Source organism: Mucilaginibacter pankratovii (assembly GCF_014773265.1).
GTDB lineage: Bacteria > Bacteroidota > Bacteroidia > Sphingobacteriales > Sphingobacteriaceae > Mucilaginibacter > Mucilaginibacter pankratovii.
The window spans coordinates 1-20,270 of record NZ_JACWMY010000006.1 but is presented as its reverse complement, the minus strand read 5'-3'; the positions used below and the strand labels follow the sequence as shown (position 1 = coordinate 20,270).

At 44.5% G+C, this 20,270-nt stretch carries 20 protein-coding genes and 1 tRNA gene; 4 read left to right on the top strand and 17 right to left on the bottom strand.

Features of this window, described 5'->3' with window-relative positions; genetic code table 11:
- Positions 1-82: 82 nt before the first annotated feature.
- The 5 genes from IDJ77_RS12705 to IDJ77_RS12685 all read right to left on the bottom strand — a co-directional run bounded on the left by IDJ77_RS12705 (position 83) and on the right by IDJ77_RS12685 (position 4,460).
- Positions 83-1,411: a sensor histidine kinase gene (locus tag IDJ77_RS12705; protein WP_191189340.1), complete on the bottom strand. Its 1,329-nt coding sequence runs from the start codon at positions 1,409-1,411 to the stop codon at positions 83-85.
- A 4-nt stretch (positions 1,412-1,415) separates the two neighbouring features.
- Positions 1,416-2,099 carry a response regulator transcription factor gene (locus IDJ77_RS12700; RefSeq protein WP_191189339.1) on the bottom strand — a complete coding sequence of 228 codons (684 nt, stop codon included), beginning with the start codon at positions 2,097-2,099 and terminating at the stop codon, positions 1,416-1,418.
- Positions 2,100-2,105: 6 nt separating this feature from the next.
- Positions 2,106-3,014, bottom strand: coding sequence for a hypothetical protein (locus IDJ77_RS12695; RefSeq protein ID WP_191189338.1), 909 nt, complete (start codon positions 3,012-3,014; stop codon positions 2,106-2,108).
- Between the two features lie 24 nt (positions 3,015-3,038).
- Positions 3,039-3,383 (bottom strand): hypothetical protein, encoded by a 345-nt coding sequence (locus IDJ77_RS12690; RefSeq protein ID WP_191189337.1) that lies wholly within the window; start codon positions 3,381-3,383, stop codon positions 3,039-3,041.
- Positions 3,384-3,533: 150 nt separating this feature from the next.
- A complete protein-coding gene (locus tag IDJ77_RS12685; RefSeq protein WP_191189336.1) occupies positions 3,534-4,460 on the bottom strand; it encodes an FAD:protein FMN transferase in 927 nt (308 codons plus the stop codon).
- A gap of 232 nt (positions 4,461-4,692) precedes the next feature.
- On the opposite strand from IDJ77_RS12685, the gene IDJ77_RS12680 reads away from it, so the two are divergent.
- Entirely contained in the window at positions 4,693-5,805 is a 1,113-nt protein-coding gene (locus IDJ77_RS12680; protein ID WP_191189335.1) for an acyloxyacyl hydrolase, read from the top strand.
- Here IDJ77_RS12680 and prfA read toward each other — a convergent pair.
- From prfA to IDJ77_RS12660, 4 genes are all read right to left on the bottom strand, one after another.
- Positions 5,802-6,875: a peptide chain release factor 1 gene (prfA, locus tag IDJ77_RS12675; RefSeq protein ID WP_191189334.1), complete on the bottom strand. Its 1,074-nt coding sequence runs from the start codon at positions 6,873-6,875 to the stop codon at positions 5,802-5,804. The two genes, IDJ77_RS12680 and prfA, sit on opposite strands and share 4 nt — an antisense overlap.
- Positions 6,876-7,369: 494 nt before the next feature.
- Complete coding sequence (locus IDJ77_RS12670; protein ID WP_191189333.1) at positions 7,370-8,146, bottom strand: UDP-2,3-diacylglucosamine diphosphatase; 777 nt, start codon at positions 8,144-8,146, stop codon at positions 7,370-7,372.
- 45 nt (positions 8,147-8,191) lie between these two features.
- Entirely contained in the window at positions 8,192-8,752 is a 561-nt protein-coding gene (locus IDJ77_RS12665; protein ID WP_191189332.1) for a DUF922 domain-containing protein, read from the bottom strand.
- A 23-nt stretch (positions 8,753-8,775) separates the two neighbouring features.
- A complete protein-coding gene (locus IDJ77_RS12660) occupies positions 8,776-9,717 on the bottom strand; it encodes an SPFH domain-containing protein (RefSeq protein ID WP_191189331.1) in 942 nt (313 codons plus the stop codon).
- Positions 9,718-9,855: 138 nt separating this feature from the next.
- On the opposite strand from IDJ77_RS12660, the gene IDJ77_RS12655 reads away from it, so the two are divergent.
- Positions 9,856-10,254: a hypothetical protein gene (locus tag IDJ77_RS12655; protein WP_191189330.1), complete on the top strand. Its 399-nt coding sequence runs from the start codon at positions 9,856-9,858 to the stop codon at positions 10,252-10,254.
- Positions 10,255-10,304: 50 nt separating this feature from the next.
- Here the strand turns inward: IDJ77_RS12655 and IDJ77_RS12650 are convergent, their stop codons facing one another.
- Genes IDJ77_RS12650 through IDJ77_RS12625 form a run of 6 tightly spaced genes read right to left on the bottom strand, consistent with a single transcriptional unit; the run spans position 10,305 to position 16,683 of the window.
- Positions 10,305-11,291 (bottom strand): L-histidine N(alpha)-methyltransferase, encoded by a 987-nt coding sequence (locus IDJ77_RS12650; protein WP_224751082.1) that lies wholly within the window; start codon positions 11,289-11,291, stop codon positions 10,305-10,307.
- A gap of 21 nt (positions 11,292-11,312) precedes the next feature.
- A complete protein-coding gene (gene egtB, locus IDJ77_RS12645; RefSeq protein WP_191189329.1) occupies positions 11,313-12,467 on the bottom strand; it encodes an ergothioneine biosynthesis protein EgtB in 1,155 nt (384 codons plus the stop codon).
- A gap of 5 nt (positions 12,468-12,472) precedes the next feature.
- Positions 12,473-14,044: an ABC transporter permease/substrate-binding protein gene (locus IDJ77_RS12640; RefSeq protein WP_191189328.1), complete on the bottom strand. Its 1,572-nt coding sequence runs from the start codon at positions 14,042-14,044 to the stop codon at positions 12,473-12,475.
- A complete protein-coding gene (locus tag IDJ77_RS12635) occupies positions 14,037-15,002 on the bottom strand; it encodes an ABC transporter ATP-binding protein (RefSeq protein ID WP_191189327.1) in 966 nt (321 codons plus the stop codon). Before IDJ77_RS12635 ends, IDJ77_RS12640 begins: the two co-directional genes overlap by 8 nt.
- Before the next feature lie 9 nt (positions 15,003-15,011).
- Positions 15,012-16,400: a mercuric reductase gene (locus IDJ77_RS12630; RefSeq protein WP_191189326.1), complete on the bottom strand. Its 1,389-nt coding sequence runs from the start codon at positions 16,398-16,400 to the stop codon at positions 15,012-15,014.
- 1 nt (position 16,401) lies between these two features.
- Positions 16,402-16,683 (bottom strand): DUF427 domain-containing protein, encoded by a 282-nt coding sequence (locus IDJ77_RS12625; RefSeq protein WP_191189325.1) that lies wholly within the window; start codon positions 16,681-16,683, stop codon positions 16,402-16,404.
- A gap of 240 nt (positions 16,684-16,923) precedes the next feature.
- Between IDJ77_RS12625 and IDJ77_RS12620 the strand changes: the two genes are divergently transcribed.
- A tRNA-Glu gene (locus IDJ77_RS12620) sits at positions 16,924-16,995 on the top strand.
- On the opposite strand, the gene IDJ77_RS12615 is transcribed toward IDJ77_RS12620, so the two are convergent.
- Together IDJ77_RS12615 and IDJ77_RS12610 are read right to left on the bottom strand one after the other, a co-directional pair.
- Positions 16,958-18,523: a recombinase family protein gene (locus IDJ77_RS12615; protein ID WP_191189642.1), complete on the bottom strand. Its 1,566-nt coding sequence runs from the start codon at positions 18,521-18,523 to the stop codon at positions 16,958-16,960. The two genes, IDJ77_RS12620 and IDJ77_RS12615, sit on opposite strands and share 38 nt — an antisense overlap.
- Positions 18,524-19,317: 794 nt before the next feature.
- Positions 19,318-19,548, bottom strand: coding sequence for a helix-turn-helix domain-containing protein (locus tag IDJ77_RS12610; RefSeq protein ID WP_133228699.1), 231 nt, complete (start codon positions 19,546-19,548; stop codon positions 19,318-19,320).
- A 368-nt stretch (positions 19,549-19,916) separates the two neighbouring features.
- Here IDJ77_RS12610 and IDJ77_RS12605 point away from each other — a divergent pair.
- The coding region (locus IDJ77_RS12605) for an RNA polymerase sigma factor (RefSeq protein ID WP_191189324.1) at positions 19,917-20,270 on the top strand (354 nt) is incomplete at its 3' end.

Genomic DNA, 20,270 nt, shown 5'->3' with positions numbered 1-20,270 from the left:
AACAAATGTGAAAGATTGGCAGACACAGAGACTGACGTATTTTTTGGCTGACTGCATTTTAGTACAATTATTGGCGCAATAATTATTGCTTCACCAACTTTGCAGGGACAATAAGGGTGAAAGTGCTGCCCACATTCTGCTCGGAGCGTACCTGTAGTTCGATATCGTGAAAAGCGGCTATCGATTTTACAATAGGTAACCCTAAACCAAAGCTATCCTGCTTAAGCGATTGCTTTATTTTTTTAAACCGGTTAAAAATATACGGCAGCTCGTCGGCAGCGATGCCAATGCCGGTATCATTTATATTGATGACATAATAATTTTTCATCTGCTCGCCAGTAACGATGATAGAGCCATCGGGTTTATTGTATTTAATGGCATTGTTCACCAGGTTAAATAGCAGGTTGAACAGCAAAAACTTGTTTACATTGATGAGTGTTACATCCTGCGAGAGCGCCAGCGCATAACCGATGTTCTTTTCCTGCAGGCGGATGGAGATCTCTTCGTACAGGTCCTGCAGCATATCAGTCAGCGAGATCTCATCTTCCTTTAAAAACTGCTCATTCTCTATCTGCGATATAAGCAGTAATGTTTTGGTAATACTTTTTAGCCGGTTGAGGATCTTCTGCATCTCCAGCATTCGCACCTTCATTTCATCGGCAATATCTTCCTGCTCAAACATGTTCTCTATCTTCGATTGCAGGATAGATATCGGCGTCATCAGCTCGTGCGACGCGTTGGAGATAAACTCCCGCTCCTTTTGAAAAGCGTGTTCGATGGTCTCTATCATCCTGTGGATGCTCAAATCGAGATGCTGAAAATCTGATGTGCTGGTTTTAACCTGCGCATAAGACGTAAAACTCGGGAACTTGGTGCCCACCAGTTTTGTACGGATGATGCGACTTAGGGGTGCAAGGATATAGTTGGAATACACCTGGTCGGCAATAATGGTTAGCAATATCATCCCCAACAATATCAGGAAGGCGATATTCTGCAAAGGGCCGGTGGTATCATCAATGGTTTCGGTGCTTTTACCTATCTCCAGCAGATAGTTCTTCTTCCCTACCTTAAAGGTGTGGCTCAGGATGCGGTAATCTATGGTGTCGCGCTCAACAGACCGCTTTTCGTTTTGGATGGTATCGGCGTAGTAGTCGGGTTCTACCTCATCCAAACCAATATACTCTTCCTTAAGCGGAAGGTAGCTACCATAACTTTGCCCGTCTTCTATATAGGTTTGTATCCCTTTCTCTTTTACAATCTGTAGCAGCTTATCCTTCTGTTTGATGAGGCGCTCGTCGGTATAGTTACGGTTTATACTTTCAATGATGGATGGCAGCAACAACACAAAAAGGGTTACAATAACCAATTTTGAGATGGCATTAAACAGCGTAAGTTTGGTTTTAAGTTTCAAATACTTAAACGTTTGTTTTTATCCGGTAGCCCAGCCCCCTCACGGTTTCCAGCCAGTCGGTGCCGGCAAAAACACTTAACTTTTTGCGTATGTTTTTGATGTGGGCATCAATAAAGTTCGAGTCGTAATCATCATTCACCACACTCCCCCAAATATGCTCGCTTAATTGCGCCCGGGTTAAGGTTCGGTTTTTATGCAAAATGAGGTATGCTATCAGGTCGAACTCTTTTTTTGTTATGGTACTCACCGTGTTGCTTAGATAGGTTATGGTACGGTCGGTAAGGTTTACCAGGAAGCCATCCAGGTCTACCGTTTGGTTTACCAGCCCAAATTTGCGGCGGGTGATGGCTTGCATCCGGCTTTGCAGCTCCAGTAAGGAGAATGGTTTTGCCAGGTAATCGTCGGCACCAAGGTCCAGCCCTTTTATGCGGTCGGTAACCTCCGCGCGGGCGGTGAGGATGATACAGGCAGCCTCGGGGCGGCTTTTTTTGGCCTCGCTCAACAGGTCGAGCCCTTCATAATCGGGCAAGCCAAGATCTATCAGGATAAAATCGTAAAGGTTTACCGCTATCTTTTCGGATGCGGAAGTGCCGTTGAAGCATACCTCGCAGATGTAGTTGTTTTTTGATAAAAACAGTTCCAGTTCGTAGGCAAGCGCCTTTTCATCTTCAATAATTAAAACATTCATCAGGCATCAATAAAAAACGTAATAAAATGTTAAGTTATAAAAAGATTCGCGCCGGTTAAGCAGTGCGCCCTCCACATTCACTGGGATTGAATAACGGTAAGAGAACTCCAAAGTATAATGCGGCCTGTTGTAGGATATCGGCATCTTAAAACTATAGTTCAACATGTTAAACTTTGCGTTGGCCCTGGCACCCAGCCCGTTCTCGTTCCTGATATAAATATTATTGGCCTCCAGCCGGTATTTGTGGTCGATGGAATAACGCTGTACAAAATTCTGCGTACCCACAATAAAGTTGATAGAGGGGTTTATAGAGAGGTAATCCTGATCGTCAAAAATACTCCAGCTGCTTTCCCAATATTTAGAATTGCTTACCGTTGCGAATATATCATACGATTTCCCAAACAAGTAATCGCCTATAATACTGGTTTTAAACGGTCCCCAATCGTAGGAGTTTTTAAAGTTGATATCGTTGGATGATGCCGATTTGATGATCTCCGATTCCTTATTAAAAATAAACCGGGTGTAACTTATTGTACCCGTAAACTTTTTGGATAGCCGGTAATAATATCCGCCGCCCACATCAATCTCGTCTACTGCATGGTTATAGCCAAGCACCTTTAATGCAGAGCCATACACAAAAAACCCGGATTGATAATTGATCACCACATCCGCAGCCATAAAGGGGTATTTGGTTGGGCCGGTACGACCAAAAAAAAGCGCATCGCTGCCGTAGTTGATGCCTGCCGAAAGCGAGTTCTTCTTTACCGGTTTAGTGGTATCGGCTGGTGCCTTTAAAACCGTATCTGTGTCGGCAGCCAAACGCGGTTGCAGGGCTGTAAAAAGCAAAGGTTTTGCCACTGCAGCGCTCAATGCGTTACAACTCACTAAAAAAACCAATATGCCGAAGTATCTCATTAATAATATGCCGTAAACTTAACACTAATTATTATTTCTTCTTGGTATCTCAGGCGGCCGCTCCATACCATCTGGCCGGCGCTGCCGTTTAGGTTTAGCTTTGGGCTTACCCGTTGCCGGGTCTATCTCCTCCACCTTTTCGGGCTTGGGTTGTTTTTTTGCCTTAGCTACTTCTTTAATTTTCTTTTTATCCTCCTCCTGCTGGCGCTGCCTGGCCTTGGCGGTTGTATCCTTTTGTAACGCAGGGGCAATACCCATACGTATAGTGTAGCCGGTAAAAGTTTTATGATTAACAGTGTTGGTGCTTGCAGATAAAAGGCGTGGTGCGCATATCATTAAGAGTACAATATACAAAAACCACTTTATCATTTCAGGAGGCAAACAAAAGCTTTATTACTATACACAACAAAAGCTATAAGGCAATGCATGCATAGTAACCGTTTGGGGTAAAAATTTTCTTATAAAGGCTTGGTTGTAATATTGGTAAATATATAAATAGCCATATAAGCAGCAAAGTGCTTATACGGTTAATTTGATATCTTTTGATGTGTAAACGCGGGCATGGTCGTCAATAATAATGCAGGCCATTTGGTTTAGCTTGTTTATCAGATACAAACCTGCGTTTATGCCCATTGCTATAATTGGCGTTGCCATAGCATCGGCCAGTTCTGCGCCGGGGGTTATGATGCTTACGCTCTTAATTTTGCTAACCGGGAAACCGCTCTCCGGGTCGATAATCCCGGCAGGTTTAGCACTGGTTATAGCAGGCATTTTTTCTGAATTAAAAGAAGTAGCAATAGCCATATTACTGATGTTTACATCTGCAAAAGGCTGGGTTGCCTGTGACGGGTCGGCAGTGCCGATGGTCCATGGAGTATTATCGGGCTGCAGGCCCCAGCTTAGCAGATCGCCGCCGGCATTGATAACACCGCTGCTTACGCCCTGCATTTGTAAAATATATTTTGCCCTGTCGGCAGCGTAGCCACGGCTAATGGCACCCAGGCCAATGCGCATCCCTTTGTTCTTTAAAAACACGGTTTGCTTTGCAGCATCCAGTAAAACATTTTTATAGTTGGTAAGGCTTATTTTGCGTTTAGCGGCTTTGGTATCGGCATCAACAATTTGGGTTGCGGGGTAGGTGATATCAAAGGTACCGTGGGTAAGGTCTGATATCTGCAGCGCCCTGTCAACCAATTTAAAAATTTCGGCATCAACGTGTACGGGCCTAATGCCTGCATTGCGGTTTATCTCGTTCAGTTTGCTTTCGTCAGTAAAAGTACTCAACAGTTTTTCAACGCGATTGATCTCGTTTACCGCGTCGCTTATGCGCTCGTCGGCCCAGGCGGCATCATTAGCCACTAAACTTATCCCAAACCTGTTGCCCATTAAGCGCACTTCGCGTGCAAAAACCGAATTTGTACCTGTTAAATTTTTTACTGCCAGCATATGCATCAAGATTACGTACAGTTAAAATAAGTTACAGCAACCGCAAATTATTGCAAGCGCAGAACTTAACACTGCTAAATTAACCGGGCATTATGAAATTGAGATGAAAAGGCCATTATTTGATATTAAATTATTATTTTGCGGGTTGCATATATATAAATATTTCAATATATGTAATATATCCTAATCAACTTAAACATTAACGCAGCTCGCTACCGCGCACCATCATTTCATGAAAAAACTAGCACTGATAGTTACGTTACTATTTTCTTTTACTGGCTTGATGGCCCAAAGCAATAATAAATTAGAGCTTAGTGGCTTGTATGGGTTAAGCACTTTCACGGCGGAATTTTATAAAACCCCGGGGCACCTCGCCGGCGCCGAAGCAGCCTATCATTTTGATATGGGAAATAATAAGGCCCCCTACATCCGCTTATTAAATGTACAGGCTATTGACGTGGTTGCCGGCTTCCGCAGTTTTAATAATGTAAGCGTAATAGATAGCAATAATGTGGTAACCCAGCCTATAGGCCGTGTTTACTCTTTATTAGGGCGATTAGAATTCCCTATCATCAAGGCTGGTGGCACCCGCGTGGTATTTGCGCCCGCGCTTGGTTTTGCGTACGCCACGGGTACCTATTTCACCAATGGTAATCCCCTTATTGGCAGCCACATCAACTTAGCTACACAGGCGGGCTTGTTTATTACTACGCCTTTAAGCCAAACAATAACACTAAAAGGAGGGATAGATATTTTTCATTACTCCAACGGTGCTGTACGGGTACCCAATAATGGGATAAACACGGTGGAAACATCATTAGGGCTTATTAAAACTCTAAATGCACCGGGGCCGCAAACCAGCAGCAAAGCCTTCAGCACATTCTATAAGCACTCGTTTGAGATAGGCTTTGATGTGGGCCGCAGGGGCGTGCAAAAAGCCGAAGGGGGGTTGTATAAAACAGGATTTTCGGCAGCTTACAATTACCGGCTAAGCCCCGTATTAAGCTTAAAAGCCGGCGGCGATGCTGTGTATTATTATACGATTTACCATCCCGATAACGACCCCAAAACAAACCTGGAGCCTTCTTATCAATACCATGGCACTTCGTTCGACAGGTGGCGCTATGGCCTTAGCGTTGGTGCCGACCTATGGCTGGGCCGCCTGGCTATCATGGCCAATTATGGCTATTACCTGCACTACAAAAGCACAACCGAAATTAATAAATACTGGACACCGGGCGTAAAATATTACATGCTGCCGTGGATGGCCCTGCAAGTAAAGGCTTACATCCACAACAGCGATTGCGATTACCTGGGTGGCGGCTTAATTTTCCGTGCGCATTAAGCGGCGGTGCCTTCTTTTAATCTTTCGGCGTTCTCTGCAAATTGCAAAGCTTCCATTATTTCCTGCAGGTCGCCGTTCATTACGCCGGTAAGGTTATAGATGGTTAAGCCTATACGGTGTTCGGTTAAGCGCCCTTGCGGGTAGTTATAGGTACGTACTTTGGCGCTTCTGTCGCCGGTAGCAACCATCGTTTTACGCCTTTTAGAGGTTTCCTCGAGGTGTTTTTGCAGCTCCATTTCGTATACACGCGAGCGAAGTACACCCAGCGCCTTATCGTAATTCTTTAACTGAGATTTCTGATCCTGGCACTGCGCCACAATACCGGTTGGGATGTGGGTTAAACGCACCGCAGAGTAGGTAGTATTTACCGACTGGCCACCCGGACCAGAGGCGCAGAACAGATCCTTACGGATATCGCTCACCTGCAAATCGATATCAAACTCATCCACCTCGGGCAATACCACTACCGAAGCAGCTGAAGTATGCACGCGGCCTTGTGTTTCGGTATCGGGCACACGTTGTACACGGTGCACGCCGCTTTCGTATTTAAAGTTGCCGTAAGCATCCTCGGCGTTTACGTTGAAAACGATCTCTTTATAACCACCAGCAGTACCTTCGGTATAGTCAACCAGTTCGGTTTTCCAGCCGCGGCGCTCACAATAACGCATATACATACGGTACATATCGCCTGCAAACAATGCGGCCTCGTCACCGCCCGTACCGCCACGGATCTCAATAATAGCATTCTTAGAATCCTCAGGATCTTTTGGTATCAGCATCAAACGGATAACTTCTTCCATTTCATCCTGTTTGGTCAACAGTTCGTCCAGCTCCATCTTAGCCATCTCGCGGAACTCTTCGTCCTTCTCGGTAGCCAAAATTTCTTTATTGGTATCTATGTTGCTCATAATGTTTTTGTAAACATTGTACTGATCAACAATTTTTGCAAGGTCTTTATATTCTTTGTTCAGCTGGGCAAAACGCTTCATATCGCTCATTGCATCCGGGCTGCTTAGCTCTGCTTCTACCGCTTTCCAGCGTTGAAATATTAATTCTAATTTCTCTAACATCTTATTTCGAAAATCAAGTGCAGCGCTAATTGGTTATACCAGCCCCGCTTTTTATTACAAGCCTTTTTGCCCTTTCCCGCACCCACCCAAAGGCTTTCCATGCCAATCGGGTTTAGTTTACGCAGTGTAGTGCAAAAAACATGCAAAAATACAGAAATTAAGGGATATAATTTATTCAGCCGATTGTAAATAGATTTGGAGCCCTCAATACTATATAAAAGCCGTCGTTTTATGAACAAGAAAGGTAATTGTATCCCACCGGGAAAGATCACTATTCACCCGTTTTCGATGCATGCGCACCCGCATTCAGCGCTAAAAAAGTTTACACATTTTCACATGTTAACTTTTTAAATGACTAATAATCAACTATTTATATTTTAGCAAGGTTAACGCCATATGCGCTCTTTTACCGGTACCTTTTTGCCTATAACCTGATCTTAAAACGTGTAGCCATTTAATAAAGAACCTTGGTGACAAAACCCATTGATGAAGAATTACTGTTTGGGTGGAACTTCTGCATCCGGCTCCTTATAATACTTCAGTTGCAGGGCATCCTCGTCAAAAACGGCATAGGTAAAATAACTTACCCAATCGCCCAGGTTTACGTATCTGCTTTTGCCGGTTAGCTGTATATCCATTGGCTTATGCCGGTGCCCATACACCATATAATCAAAGTATTGGGTTTGTAAAACTTCGTTAGAATAGATCTCTATCCACTCCTTTGGGTGTAGTTTTTCTTCACCTATTTTGGCGTTAACCAACTTACTGTTATGCGACCAGGCATTGGCAATGCCAATCCCTAAATTGGGATGCAGCCTGGCAAAAAGCCATTGGCACAGCTTGCTGCGGAAGATCTTTTTGAGGAATTTGTATTTGTTATCGCCGGGGCCCAGGCCATCCCCGTGGTGCAGGTAAAACTTTTTACCATTGCGCTCTATCACCAGTTCGTTGGAGATAATAGTGGCGTTAAATTCGGTTACAAAGTATTCAAACATCCACATATCGTGGTTGCCTTTAAACAGGTACAGCTTTACGCCGGCATCGGTTAACTGGGCCAGCTTGCCCAAAAAACGCACATACCCTTTTGGCACAACCGTTTTGTATTCGAACCAAAAATCGAAAACATCCCCCATCAGGAACAGCTCGGCAACATCATCTTTGATCATATCCAGCCAGCGGATGAAGCGATCCTCGCGTTGGCGTGAGGAGGCGTGCCCGCCCGCGCCTAAATGGATATCTGATGCGAAATAAAGATTTTTACCGGTTGGCATACAACACCAAAAATACGGCAATAATCTAAAGCAACAAATACGATTTTAGTAGGCCCCCGCATTCACCGGCGGCATGTTCTCTATTCGCTTGGCAAAGTAAACGTCCCAGCTGTGCTGCTGTTGCTTATTGGTACTATGTTCGGTGTCGTCATCGTAATCAATATTCAGCTGTTTGTATTTGGCATCTATCCGGTTAAAAATAGCCATGGCCTCGTTTTGATAATTAGCCGAAAAGCGCGTACGATTCACCTCTCTCAGCACTTCCTGCTGCTCCATATAGGCTATGTTATAATGCCCCTGCTCGTGCTTTAAGATCTCTGCAAAAACCAATTGCGACTTTATTTTGGAGCGATCTATCCACGACCGGCTGCTGTTCAGATCCAGCCGTACGGTAAAATGGAGAATGTATTCGCCATCGCGGTTTGATGCCTGGAAACGGAAATTGATGGTGCAATTAGTGTAAGCCACCACACCTCGGTTATTGAAGCGCGGGGTTCCCTGGAAATCGCCCGCCGTTAGTTGCCTGAAGGGCTGGGCAAACAGGGAAGTAGAAGCAAGCAGCAACAACACAGATACAGTGCCTGCACGTAATAGTTTAAATATCATTAAGAAGCCATTAAAAGTAATTTTTACTTTTTGACTTTATCGGGCTGCAAAAGGTTTAATGCCATCATTTCTTTCATGGTATGCTCCATTCCGGCGGTAGAGCCATCAAGGAAGATAACGTTGCCCTTAGAGTTTTCGGCGAAGTGTTTGATAGATTCCGTCCACATGGTAAACAGGATCACCGAAGTATCCATATTAGCGCCCTGCATTTCTTTGGCGGCCATGGTCATACCCTTGGCCACCTCCTCGCGGAACAATGCGATACCCTGCCCGCGTAGCTGGGCCGCCTGGCGCTCGGCCTCGGCAGAAATTTTGATGGCATTACCGTCAGCTTCGGCAGCTTTTGTTTTAGTGATCAATAGCGCCTGGCCCTCGTTTTCGGCAGCGGCTTTCAAGTTATTTGAGGCCACTACCTGGCTCATCGATTTCATGATGACATCATCAAAGGTGATATCGTTCAGCTGCAGATCCTGCAGGTGGTAACCCCAGCCCTCCAATACGGTATCCAGTTGCTCTTTTACGTGCTCCACAATATCGCGGCGTAATATCAACACCTCGCTTTGGCGTTTGGTAGCTACAAAGGCGCGGATAGAGCCCTCTACGGTGCGGATAAGCGCCTGCATCAGGTTGCGCTCGTCCACAAATTTAAAAGCTACGTTTTTTATCGCCTCTTCCGATTGATCCAGCACCGAATACAGCAGCATTGCTTTAAAATAAACATTCGCCTGATCGAAGGTTACGGCCTGGAACTCCAGCTCTACCGAGCGGTTTTGGATCGAGATCTTGGAATAGATGCTCTCTATCAACGGGATCTTAAAATTTAGCCCCGGCGTTAATATGCGGCGGTACTTGCCGAAGATGGTAATTACGGCAATTGTACCTTGCTTAACCGTTACAAACGACGAAAAAACAACGATGACTGCAAAAAATACAAGCAGGTAAGCTATAATTGAAGAGGTTGGCATAAGGGTTATAATTTGAAATAAATATAGGCTTATTTATTTGAGGCGCAAGCGGTCGGTAGAATCTTATGGATAATAGATGTTACCCGTCATATAAATAGTGACTTATAAATGTAACTTAGTAATAAGTTATTAGGCGTTATGGAAACACGAATTGAATTATATAATAAAAGGGAAAGGGTTAGCTCTATTATAACAGTGAAACAACTTGCCGAAAACACATTTCAGATGATCGAAAACGATCTTGCTAACTGTACACTTACAAAAGGAACGGAATTCGAGACCAAAATCAATAAAGGTAGTCAACATGAAGTAAGGCGGATTTTGACACGGTCTTCGTTTATCACCCGTAGATTTATCCTGCCGCCTAACTATCGAATTGCAGATTATTTAATGTTAGGAGATGAACTTGACGCCCGCGGAGGATTTTGGCAAGTTGATTTTGGCTGCTTTTTAACGGTCAATATCCCCAAAGATTTCCCATTCAATGTAGACTCCGTTATAAAAGAATTCGATCTCAATTTAGAGGAAGTTGATTAAACAACCTCTGAACATAGATGCTTTTCTGATTTTAGATTAACCCCAAGTATCTATTCCGCCAGCCAAATCGCATCCACAAACCAACCCTTGCTATCAAAAAACTGGTGCAATGGCTTAAATCCCGTTGATTTTGCCATGCTGTTTACCTGCTCTACTGTAAACTTCTGCGAGATCTCCATATAGATGTATTCATTCTTAGCAAAACTTACCAGCTGGCCGTTAATATTCACCTGTTGCTCCTGCAAGCTAACCAAATAGCTGCGGCAGGCACCGCTCTCCGGGTCATAGGTGGCATAGTGGTCGAATTGGGGAATGCTAAAGCTGCCGTTCAGTTCGCGGTTGATGCGTTCCAGCAGATTGAGATTAAAGCGCTTGGTGATGCCCCTTTTATCGTTATAAGCGGCTAAAACGGTGTGCGGATTCTTCTTCAGGTCGATCCCTATCAGCACCATATCGCCGGGCGAAAGGTGATCGCGCAGCACTTTGCAAAACGCTTCGGCGTCCTTCACCTGCATGTTGCCGATATTGGAGCCCAGGAACATCACCACCTTACGTTTATCAGATATGGCCGCGGCTTTTTTCAGCATATTAAAATATTCGCCTTGCAGGCCGGTAATCTTAATCCCCGGCAAAGTAACCGGAAGCGTGATGTTGAGGTAGGATATTACATTTTCGGAGATATCTATCGGCAGATAAGTAAAATCGGCTTTCTCATCAATGAGGTATTTTAACAGATGCGACGATTTAGTGGCATCCCCCGCACCCAGTTCTATCAGGTCGAAGGCGTCACCATCTGCAATGATGGATCTTGCCAATTCAGCGGTTTTTTGTGTAAAGATCTCCAACTCGCAATTGGTGGGATAATATTCTTCACAATTCATCAGCTCCTGGAAGATCTTATCGCCCTGAGCATCATAAAAATATTTGGAGTCGAGGCGCTTAGGTGTGCCGCTTAAGCCCTTTACAACGTCTTTATAGAATTGCGTGTCGCTTATTACAGATGGCTGCGGCATTGCTATAGTATTGGTATTTTCCATTGGTGTTTGTACAGGTACGTATTATTTTGCCAGGCGGATGCCTGTAAATTGCCAGCGTAATTCCGGCTGAAAAAAGTTGCGGTAAGTAATGCGGCTATGGCCGGGAGAAGTAACCTCCGAAGCTCCCCTCAAAACCTTTTGCCCCACCATAAATTTGCCATTGTACTCGCCAATGGCACCCGGCGCTTTGGCAAAGCCGGGGTATGGCAGGTACGAGCTTTCGGTCCACTCCCAGCGGCTGCCCCATTTAAATTGCGTGGCTGCAGCCTCCCATTCAAATTCAGTTGGCAGGCGCATGCCTTTCCAGGAGGCATAGGCGTAAGCTTCGTAATAGCTGATATGGCACAGCGTTTCGTGCAGGTTTAGCGGCTCCAAACCGTGATAGGTATAGTAATGCCATTCGCCATCTATCTGGTGCCAGTACATGGGCGCTTCTACCTTGTTGGTGTTTACCCAATCCCAGCCCGCAGCATGCCAGTGGCGAAAATCGTGGTAGCCGCCGGCATCTATAAATTCCAAATATTCGGCATTGGTAACCAGCACAGGACTTATCTCAAAAGTATTCAAATAAACTTTGTGGCGGTTCAATTCATTATCAAAAGCAAAGCCTTCGCCTGCAAAACCAACTTCGTAAACGCCTTCATTAAGTTTAATGAATTCTGTACCTACAGCTCCTTCTAACTTTGGCTTTACATATTCATGCGAGTAAGCCGGGAACAGCGGGTTATTGCCTAAGATAAATTTGATATCCGTCAGCAAAAGTTCCTGGTGCTGCTCCTCGTGGTTAAAACCCAATATCAGCAGTTCTTTTACTTCCGCGCTTAATTCGTCCGCGGCAATAAAGTTTTGCATGGCATCATCCACATATTTGCGGTACAGCTGGATATCGATAACGGTGGGCCGGCTCAAATTACCCCTATCCGTACGGATAACGCGGTTGCCAACGGTTTCGTAATAGCTATTGAAAACGTAATTGTAATTGGGGTCGTACTCCTGGTAGCCCATAAAATAAGGCTTCAGGATAAAAGTTTCGAAGAACCAGGTGGTGTGCCCAATGTGCCATTTAGGTGGACTAACATCCACCACGGGCTGCACCACGTAATCTTCGGTTTGCAGCGGGGCACATATAGCTTCGGTCCGTGCGCGTACTTTTTTATATACTTCTGCTAAATCCATTGGTATTATTTGCTATCCAAATATCGTTTGAGGTTAGAAATTGTTTTGATATGTAACTCATTTGCCTGTTTTTCGCGCATCATTAAAGCATAGGCATTATTAAACCCGATGGGCTTAAGCCACTTCAGCTGATAACGCTTTTCAAACTCGCGTGCAACATAATTGTAGGTACTATCCTTGCTGGTTTGCAGTTGCGTTACGGTTTTTGGCGCCGCCTGCAGTATGGCCAGCAAGCCCGTGCCGGTGTATTCGGGGTAAAAGTCTATCTGGTCGTTTGTTAGCGCGTCGAAGACTATTTTGGTGCCGCCGAGCCCGGTTTTGGTAGCCACATTGTAGTTGGTGTAACCCTTTATCAACATGGTGTACATGCTGGCTAAAATGTATTGCTCGCCAAATATTTTGGAGCCGATGCGCACCACGCCTTCCTTGCCGCCTTTATCGGCCCGGTATAATTTCTTCGCCACCAAAAAGTCTTTGGCAACCCGCTCGGGTGATTGGTGCAGGTAGTCGGTTTTGTAGTTCAGCTCTGTCATGATGGAATCGGTGATGAAACCGGCTAACAAATTCAGCGTTTTCTCCAGTTCGGGGAATTTCCTTAACGCATCTTCGCGTACCACAGGTGCTGCATAGTAGGGCGGGAAGATCTTTTTATCGTCATCCAAAACAATGAGGTTGTAGGCTTTCAGGCGCCCGTCGGTAGAGTAACCGCTGATCACATCCAGTTCCTTCTCCTGCGCGGCCTTGTACATCACCGCATCGCTGATAACGATGGTATGGATCTTCAATCCGTATTTGCTTTGCAGCCCCAGGTTGCCATCCTGCCGGCCCATAAACTCGGGCGTAAAACCGGCGGTTAATTTGCCGCCATAGGCTGATGGAATAAAGTACAAACAGGAAAGCACCAGCAACAGAACCGGTGCAATTTTAACCGCGCCTTTTATCTTTTTAAAGTTGAGCTTTTGCACCAGCGAGAGCAGGAAATCGAAGATAATGGCCAGCAAGGCTGCGGGTATCGCGCCCGCCAATATCATATTGGTATTGTTGAGCGAGATGCCGCCGAAGATAAACTCGCCTAAGCCACCCGCAGCAATGTAAGACGCCAGCGTGGCCACCCCAACATTGATGACCGTGGCTGTACGGATGCCCGCCAGTATTACCGGCATCGCCAGCGGAAGCTCTACCTTAAACAGTACCTGCCATTTGCTCATGCCCATGGCTACAGCAGCTTCTTTCACCGTGGCATCTACCCCGGTTATGCCGGTATAGGTATTGCGGATGATAGGCAACAGGGCATAAAGCAGCAGGGCGACGATGGCGGGTTTTGCACCGATGCCCAGCAAAGGGATCATAAAACCGAGTAAGGCGATACTGGGGATGGTTTGCAGAATGCCGGCAATGCCCAGCACCAAACCCGAAAGGCTTTTTTTTCGGGTGATGTAAATGCCCAATGGCAAACCTATGAGCACTGCGATGAACAGCGAAATAAATGTAAGCCCAATGTGCTGCAGCGTTTGCACACCCAACTTATCGGCCTGCTGGCCCATAAAATCCCAAAGGGTTTGCTGTGGCTCAATCATGCGGCTGCAGGTGTTTATATTGTGAATAAGCAGCCATCAACGCTTCAAAACTGATGTTTTTTATTTCTTTACTCTGCTGATTAAGGATGTTGAGGTTCTCACCCTTAATAAACTTAAACTGCTCCAACGCCGACCAAAAATCCGCATCGGCAGATAGGGATGATGTGTTTGTTTTACGGCCACCTTCGGGCAGGTGCTCCCACAGATCGGTTATTTTAATAGCTTTAAATTCCAGTTGCAGGCGCTGCTCGTTTAAAAAGCCGCTTACAAATTCATTTGCAGGTTTGAACAGCAATTCGGCCGGCCTACCTATCTGTACTATTTTGCCTTTGTCCATCAGGGCGATGCGATCGGCCAGTTCAAAGGCTTCCTGTACATCGTGCGTTACCAGGATAATGGTTTTACGTTTCAGCTCGTCCAGCGCCTTAAACTCGCTGTGGATCTTAGAGCGGGTAACGTTGTCCAGCGCGCCGAAAGGCTCATCCATCAGCAATACGGGCGGATCTGCAACCAGGGCCCTTGCCAAACCTATGCGTTGTTGCTGGCCTCCGCTTAGCTCGTTTGGGTAAGCTTTAAGGTGTTCTTTACCGAGGTGCAGCTTGTCCAGTAATTCGCTTACGCGTTTATCGGTTTTTACTTTATCCCATTTCAACAGTTGGGGCACAATGGCAATATTCTCGGCAACGGTGTAGTGGGGAAACAGTCCGTTGTTTTGCAGCACGTAGCCAATGCCGCGGCGCAAGGTTTCGGGGGGGGCTTCTAAAATATTTTTATTGTTAATGGAGATGGTGCCGCTATCGGGTTCTATTAAGCGGTTCAGCATTTTTAGCGTAGTGGTTTTGCCGCAGCCACTGGTGCCCAGCAAAGCCAACGTCTCGCCTTCGGCCACTTCAAAAGAAATACCGTCAACAGCTTTTGTTGTACAGAATGTTTTTACGAGGCGCTCAACTTTTATCATAGGGGTTGGTTAGTCCTCCAGAGTCATAAAAAGGTTGTTCAGCGATTCGGAGTACGTTGGGTGGGCAAATACGCAATAGCGGATCCTGTCGTAAGTAATGCCGCCCTCCATGGCCATTTGCAGTACCGACATAATTTCGCCGCCTTCTGTGCCGACAACGGCTACGCCCAATATTTTTTTGGTATCGGCGTCCACAACGGCTTTCATCAGCCCGCGGGTATCGCCGGTTTCTAAAGCTCTCGCTACGTGCGACATCGGCAATTTGGCCACTTTTATATTCAGTCCCTGCTTTTTTGCCTCCGTTTCGGTAATCCCCACGCGGCCAAGTTCCGGGTCGGTAAACATACAGTATGGAATGGGCCTGTCGTTAATGTTGAGGTCCTGCTTTTCGATAAGGTTACGGTAAACGATGGTGTAATCGTTATAAGAAACATGCGTAAACGCCGGCCCGCCCTTTATATCGCCCAGCGCATAAATACCCTTTTCGCTGGTTTCCAGTTTTTCATTTACCTTGATGTAGCCTTTGTCGTCAAGTTTTACACCCGTCTTATCCAGCGCGAGCCTGGCCGTTTGTGGTGAGCGCCCAACGGCAACCAGCACATGGCTGCATTTTATTTTGCTTTCTTTATCGCCGGTTTTTACTGTTGCGGTGATTTTGTTTTTCCCTTTATTCTTAAATTTGATAGCCTTAGTATTGGCAAGCACTTTTATACCCTCCTCTTCCAGTATGCGGGTTATTTCTATCGAAATATCTTCATCCTCCCTGGAGATCAACCTATCGGATCTTTCCAAAATAGTAACCTTACTGCCAAACCGCCTAAACATCTGCCCAAACTCCAGGCCGATGTAATTGCCGCCGATGATCAATAAATGCTCCGGAACTTTCTCCAATTCGAGAATGGTAGTTGAAGTGAGATAATCGATATCATCCAAGCCCTCAATATCTTTTGGAATGATGGTTTTGCAGCCGGCGTTAATAAAGATCTGGTCGGCAGTAAATTGCCTTGCCTTGCCTGTTTTCGGGTTTACAGAAATGGATTTGTTTCCTGTAAAGGTAGCTTCGCCAAAAAGCAAGTCGAGGTTTTTGGTTTTCTCCATCGCCGCCTGGCTCCCCGTCCGCGATTTCATGACGATACCCTGTGCGCGTTTTTTCACCTGTTTCAGATCTACCGTATAGCCTTTTATGGCGATGCCCATATCGTTGCATTTGCCTGCCAAATAAGCAAGCTTTGCACTGGCCACCATGGTTTTAGTGGGTGTGCAGCCATCGTTTACGCAGGTGCCGCCAATAAAGCGCTTCTCTATAAGCAGCGTTTTTTTACCGGCGTTCGCTAATTTTTTGGAAAGCGGCGAGCCTGCCTGCCCCGATCCTATAATAATTGCGTCGTAGTGTTTCATATCAGTTGGTTACTTTCACTCCTTTCCAAAAAGCCACGTGGTTGGCAATATTGGCAGCGGCCGGTTTGGGTTCGGGGTAATACCAGGCGGCGGCGGGGTTTTGTTTTCCGTCTACCTCGAGCGTATAGTACGATGCCAGCCCCTTCCAGGGGCAAGTGGTTTGCGTATCGCAAGCTTTAAAATATTCCTGCTTAATGCTCTCTTTAGGGAAATAGTGGTTGTTTTCAACAACAATAGTGTTATCGCTCTCTGCAATTACCTGGTTGTTCCAGATGGCTTTCATATCAGGTTGATTTATTTATAAAGATACCGCAACAGCATTGGAATTATAAAGTACCAAAGGTAATTTTTGTTTGCCCGGCACTAAAATGATATCCATTCCATAATGGAGTCGCGATAGCGCCGAAAACCTTACAGCAATTTTTTTTAAATTTTATTTTTATTTTGTTTTGGAAAGCATATCTTTGCAATCCCAAAATAAGGGAAACGAAATTTAAAAACTTAGGTTTCGCAACCGAAAAATGGCCCGTTCGTCTAGGGGTTAGGACGTTAGATTTTCATTCTAGAAACAGGGGTTCGATTCCCCTACGGGCTACTTGAGGGGAAAGGTTATTAAAAGATAACTTTTCCCCTTTTTTTATGCCATTTAAGTTGCTGTTTACCAGCAAGATAAGCGAAAGTGCATTATTCAAATAAGGGGTTCGATGTCCTGTACCGTCAAAACATAGATTTTGAGGGTACATCGAACCGATTAGTTTCCGTTTATCGGAAATGTTAGCGTTTTTATAATGCTTCTGTATGTTGGAATACTTTTCAATAACGATGTCCAGCAACCCTTCCACTGATTTTAGACTGTCAAGCTTATTCGGCATATCAGTAAGTTTTGCTTCTAAGATTCTCAACGCCTCATTGCATTCCAGCTTAATAGCTTTGAAATCATCCGCATCTATTTCATCTGTCATATATCGCTTCCTGGCATTGGATAATATCTTTTCCTGTTCATCTATCTTACCGGCCAGATGCTTGCGTTCATCTAATCCAGTGCGATTCTGCGATTGGAAAATATCCATCACAACAGTTTTATAAAGCTTCCCGACGGCAGGTGTAAGCTCAAAATTCAGCAGTTCTTTCTCAAAGTATTCATTCACTGTATTGGCCTTAAAACGACATTTGCATTTATCGGAGCAGTGATAATAATGGTAGTAGTTACCATGCCTTCCTTTTGATGCACTGCCAGTTAGCATACGGTGGCAATCAGGGCACTCTAAAAAGCCCCTTAAAGGCAATGCATCCATAGAAACAACCTTTGTTGCAACTTTTTTCCTATTGCCGTTTAAAACGTCCTGAACTTCGTAAAATAGGCTCTCGGAAATAATTGGCTCATGCAATGCTTTTACAAACTGTATCTCTTCATTCTCATAAGGTGGAACAACTACAACGCCGCAATAAATAGGATTTCTAATGATCTTCCAAAAGTTATTTCTTTCACACTTCAACCCGCGTGAATATGCCATTTTGCGCACCTGTTCCGCGTTGTAAAACCCTTTAGCCAACTCTTGGAATACCCATTGCATTAAACTGGCTTCGGGTTGACGGGGAGCGATATATTTCCGCCCGTCAGGATAAGATAGGTTTTGATAGCCTTTAGGTGCAGTTGAAATCCATCGGCCCGCTTTCTTTGCCCTACGCATACCTGCCATTGTATTCAGTGCCCGCCTACCGTTCTCTGCTTCAGGTATAGACAGGTAGACTGCAAGCATTACCGTACTTTCAGGTATAGTAAAATCAATTGGCTGATCAATGGCCATTGCCTGAACGCCGATGCCTCTCAATATACCAATCATTTGATAAGCATACTCAATATTTCGGCTAAAGCGATCCCATTTGATAAAGAGGACATTTTCGGCATCTTTCTTTTTTCGTGTTTTAAGCGTACTGAGCAGTTTGCCCCATTCGGGCCGATTAAAATTCTTGGCGGAATAGTCCTCGCGAAATATGCCTTTAACTTCGATGTTATTTTGCTCGCAGTGGCGCAATAGGCGCTCTTCCTGCTCAGGAAGTGAATATCCCTTTCTCTTTTGTTCATCTGTGCTGACACGCACGTACAAATAAGCAGAATTCATAATAAACAGTTGTTAGTGGATGTTGATTTACTGTCTTTAACCACGTCCTTAAAATAGTGATCTACAGACAATTTACCTAAAAAATACAAGAAATCCAAAATTATTTCAGCTTCTTTTTGATTTACTACATAGCCATTTTGGTTTAGGATCTTCATGGCTTGTTCGGGAGTGACACTCCTTTTGTTGGAAAGTGCGGCCTTCATTATGAGGAAATGAGAGGGTGCAACTGATCGGGAACACTGGTCACCTGTAAACACTCCAGGAGGGCGGACCGACGAATAAGATGGCTATCAATTATACTGTTAATACCGCATAATCAAGCCCTGTTATTCTTAAACGCATTTAAATACAGTTTGTTACAGTAAAGGTAAAAATCAGGCCATACCAAGTCACTGCACCGCTTAAACAACTGGTAGCGGAAAGCCGGAAAAATGTCAAGGGTGGCGCATCCGTAGGAAAACAATTAACAATGCGCCATTAATGTACCCTTTACTTTTTTCCGGCGTTGCTAATTTTGTGGTGACGGTGTGATGGATAAATAATGCCATGCAAACCAAACGGATAAATAATAACAGTTATACAGTCTTATAAGTGAATTAAGGGCAATAGGAAAGGCAGTGGTGTTGTGAGGTACGAATAACATTACTGCCGTGGGTGCAAAGGCTAATTGCGAAATGAAGCCCGGAGCGGATGCGTGTGGCGCAATGTAGCAATTTGCCTTTGCTATGGCATTTACACCTAATCCATAATAGTTACATGGGTGATGTTAGAAATCCTTTCAGATATAGGGATGATTATTGCTGACCTGATGGTGTTGGCAGTGATATATGTTTACCAAGGGCACTTAAAAGTTCACACGGATCAACGTTTATTGACAAAGCAATTTTGTACAATTCATCAACGGTTAATTTTGTCGATTTATTATTTGATAATTGTGTTAACCTGGCTTTACTTATTCCGGTTCGCCTTGAAATTTCGGCCTTGTTAACTGACTTTTTTGTTAGATATAGCCCTAATTCCGTCATTGATTTAGAAAGTCAATACATTTATTTAGAGTTAAGCTACATCTGTTTAATTTATTAGCCCAATAATTGGAATTTTGGATATTTATTCTATATACTTGTATATAATATCTAAACACGCTGAACTAATTGGATAGATAGATATTTAGAAATTGAAATAATGCGGGTCATATCTTTTACACACTCGCATTGAAGTCTCACTTTAGAAGAGTAGAAATTTTTTAATGAAAATTGGATAATTGTTGCTTCGTGCAGAAACATGAGTTCCCACACATCTACAAGCCCTAAAGTGATACGTTGGTTTCACACCTTCGGCAATTGGGGAATTCACTTGTAAATACTCTGATTGCCATTGGTCAAAAGAGTATGAAATGGCTTCGGAAAATGAACATCAGCTTTTAATCAACCAACTACGGCAAGATAACCAACTGGCTTTTACGCAGCTTTATGACCTTTACAGCCACAGGCTCTACAGGAATATCCTGCGTATGGTCAAAGATGATCATATCGCCCAGGAGCTGTTACAAGACCTCTTTCTGAAAATATGGGAGAAACGGCATAGTATAAACGCCGAAAGTTCATTCAAATCCTATCTATACAAGATCGCTGAAAATTTAGTGTACGGCCATTTTCGCGGAATGGCAAAGGACAAGCGTTTAATAGAACGCCTGATTCTATCGTCCACTGCTTTTGATACATATGCAGAAGAAGCTATTATTACCAAA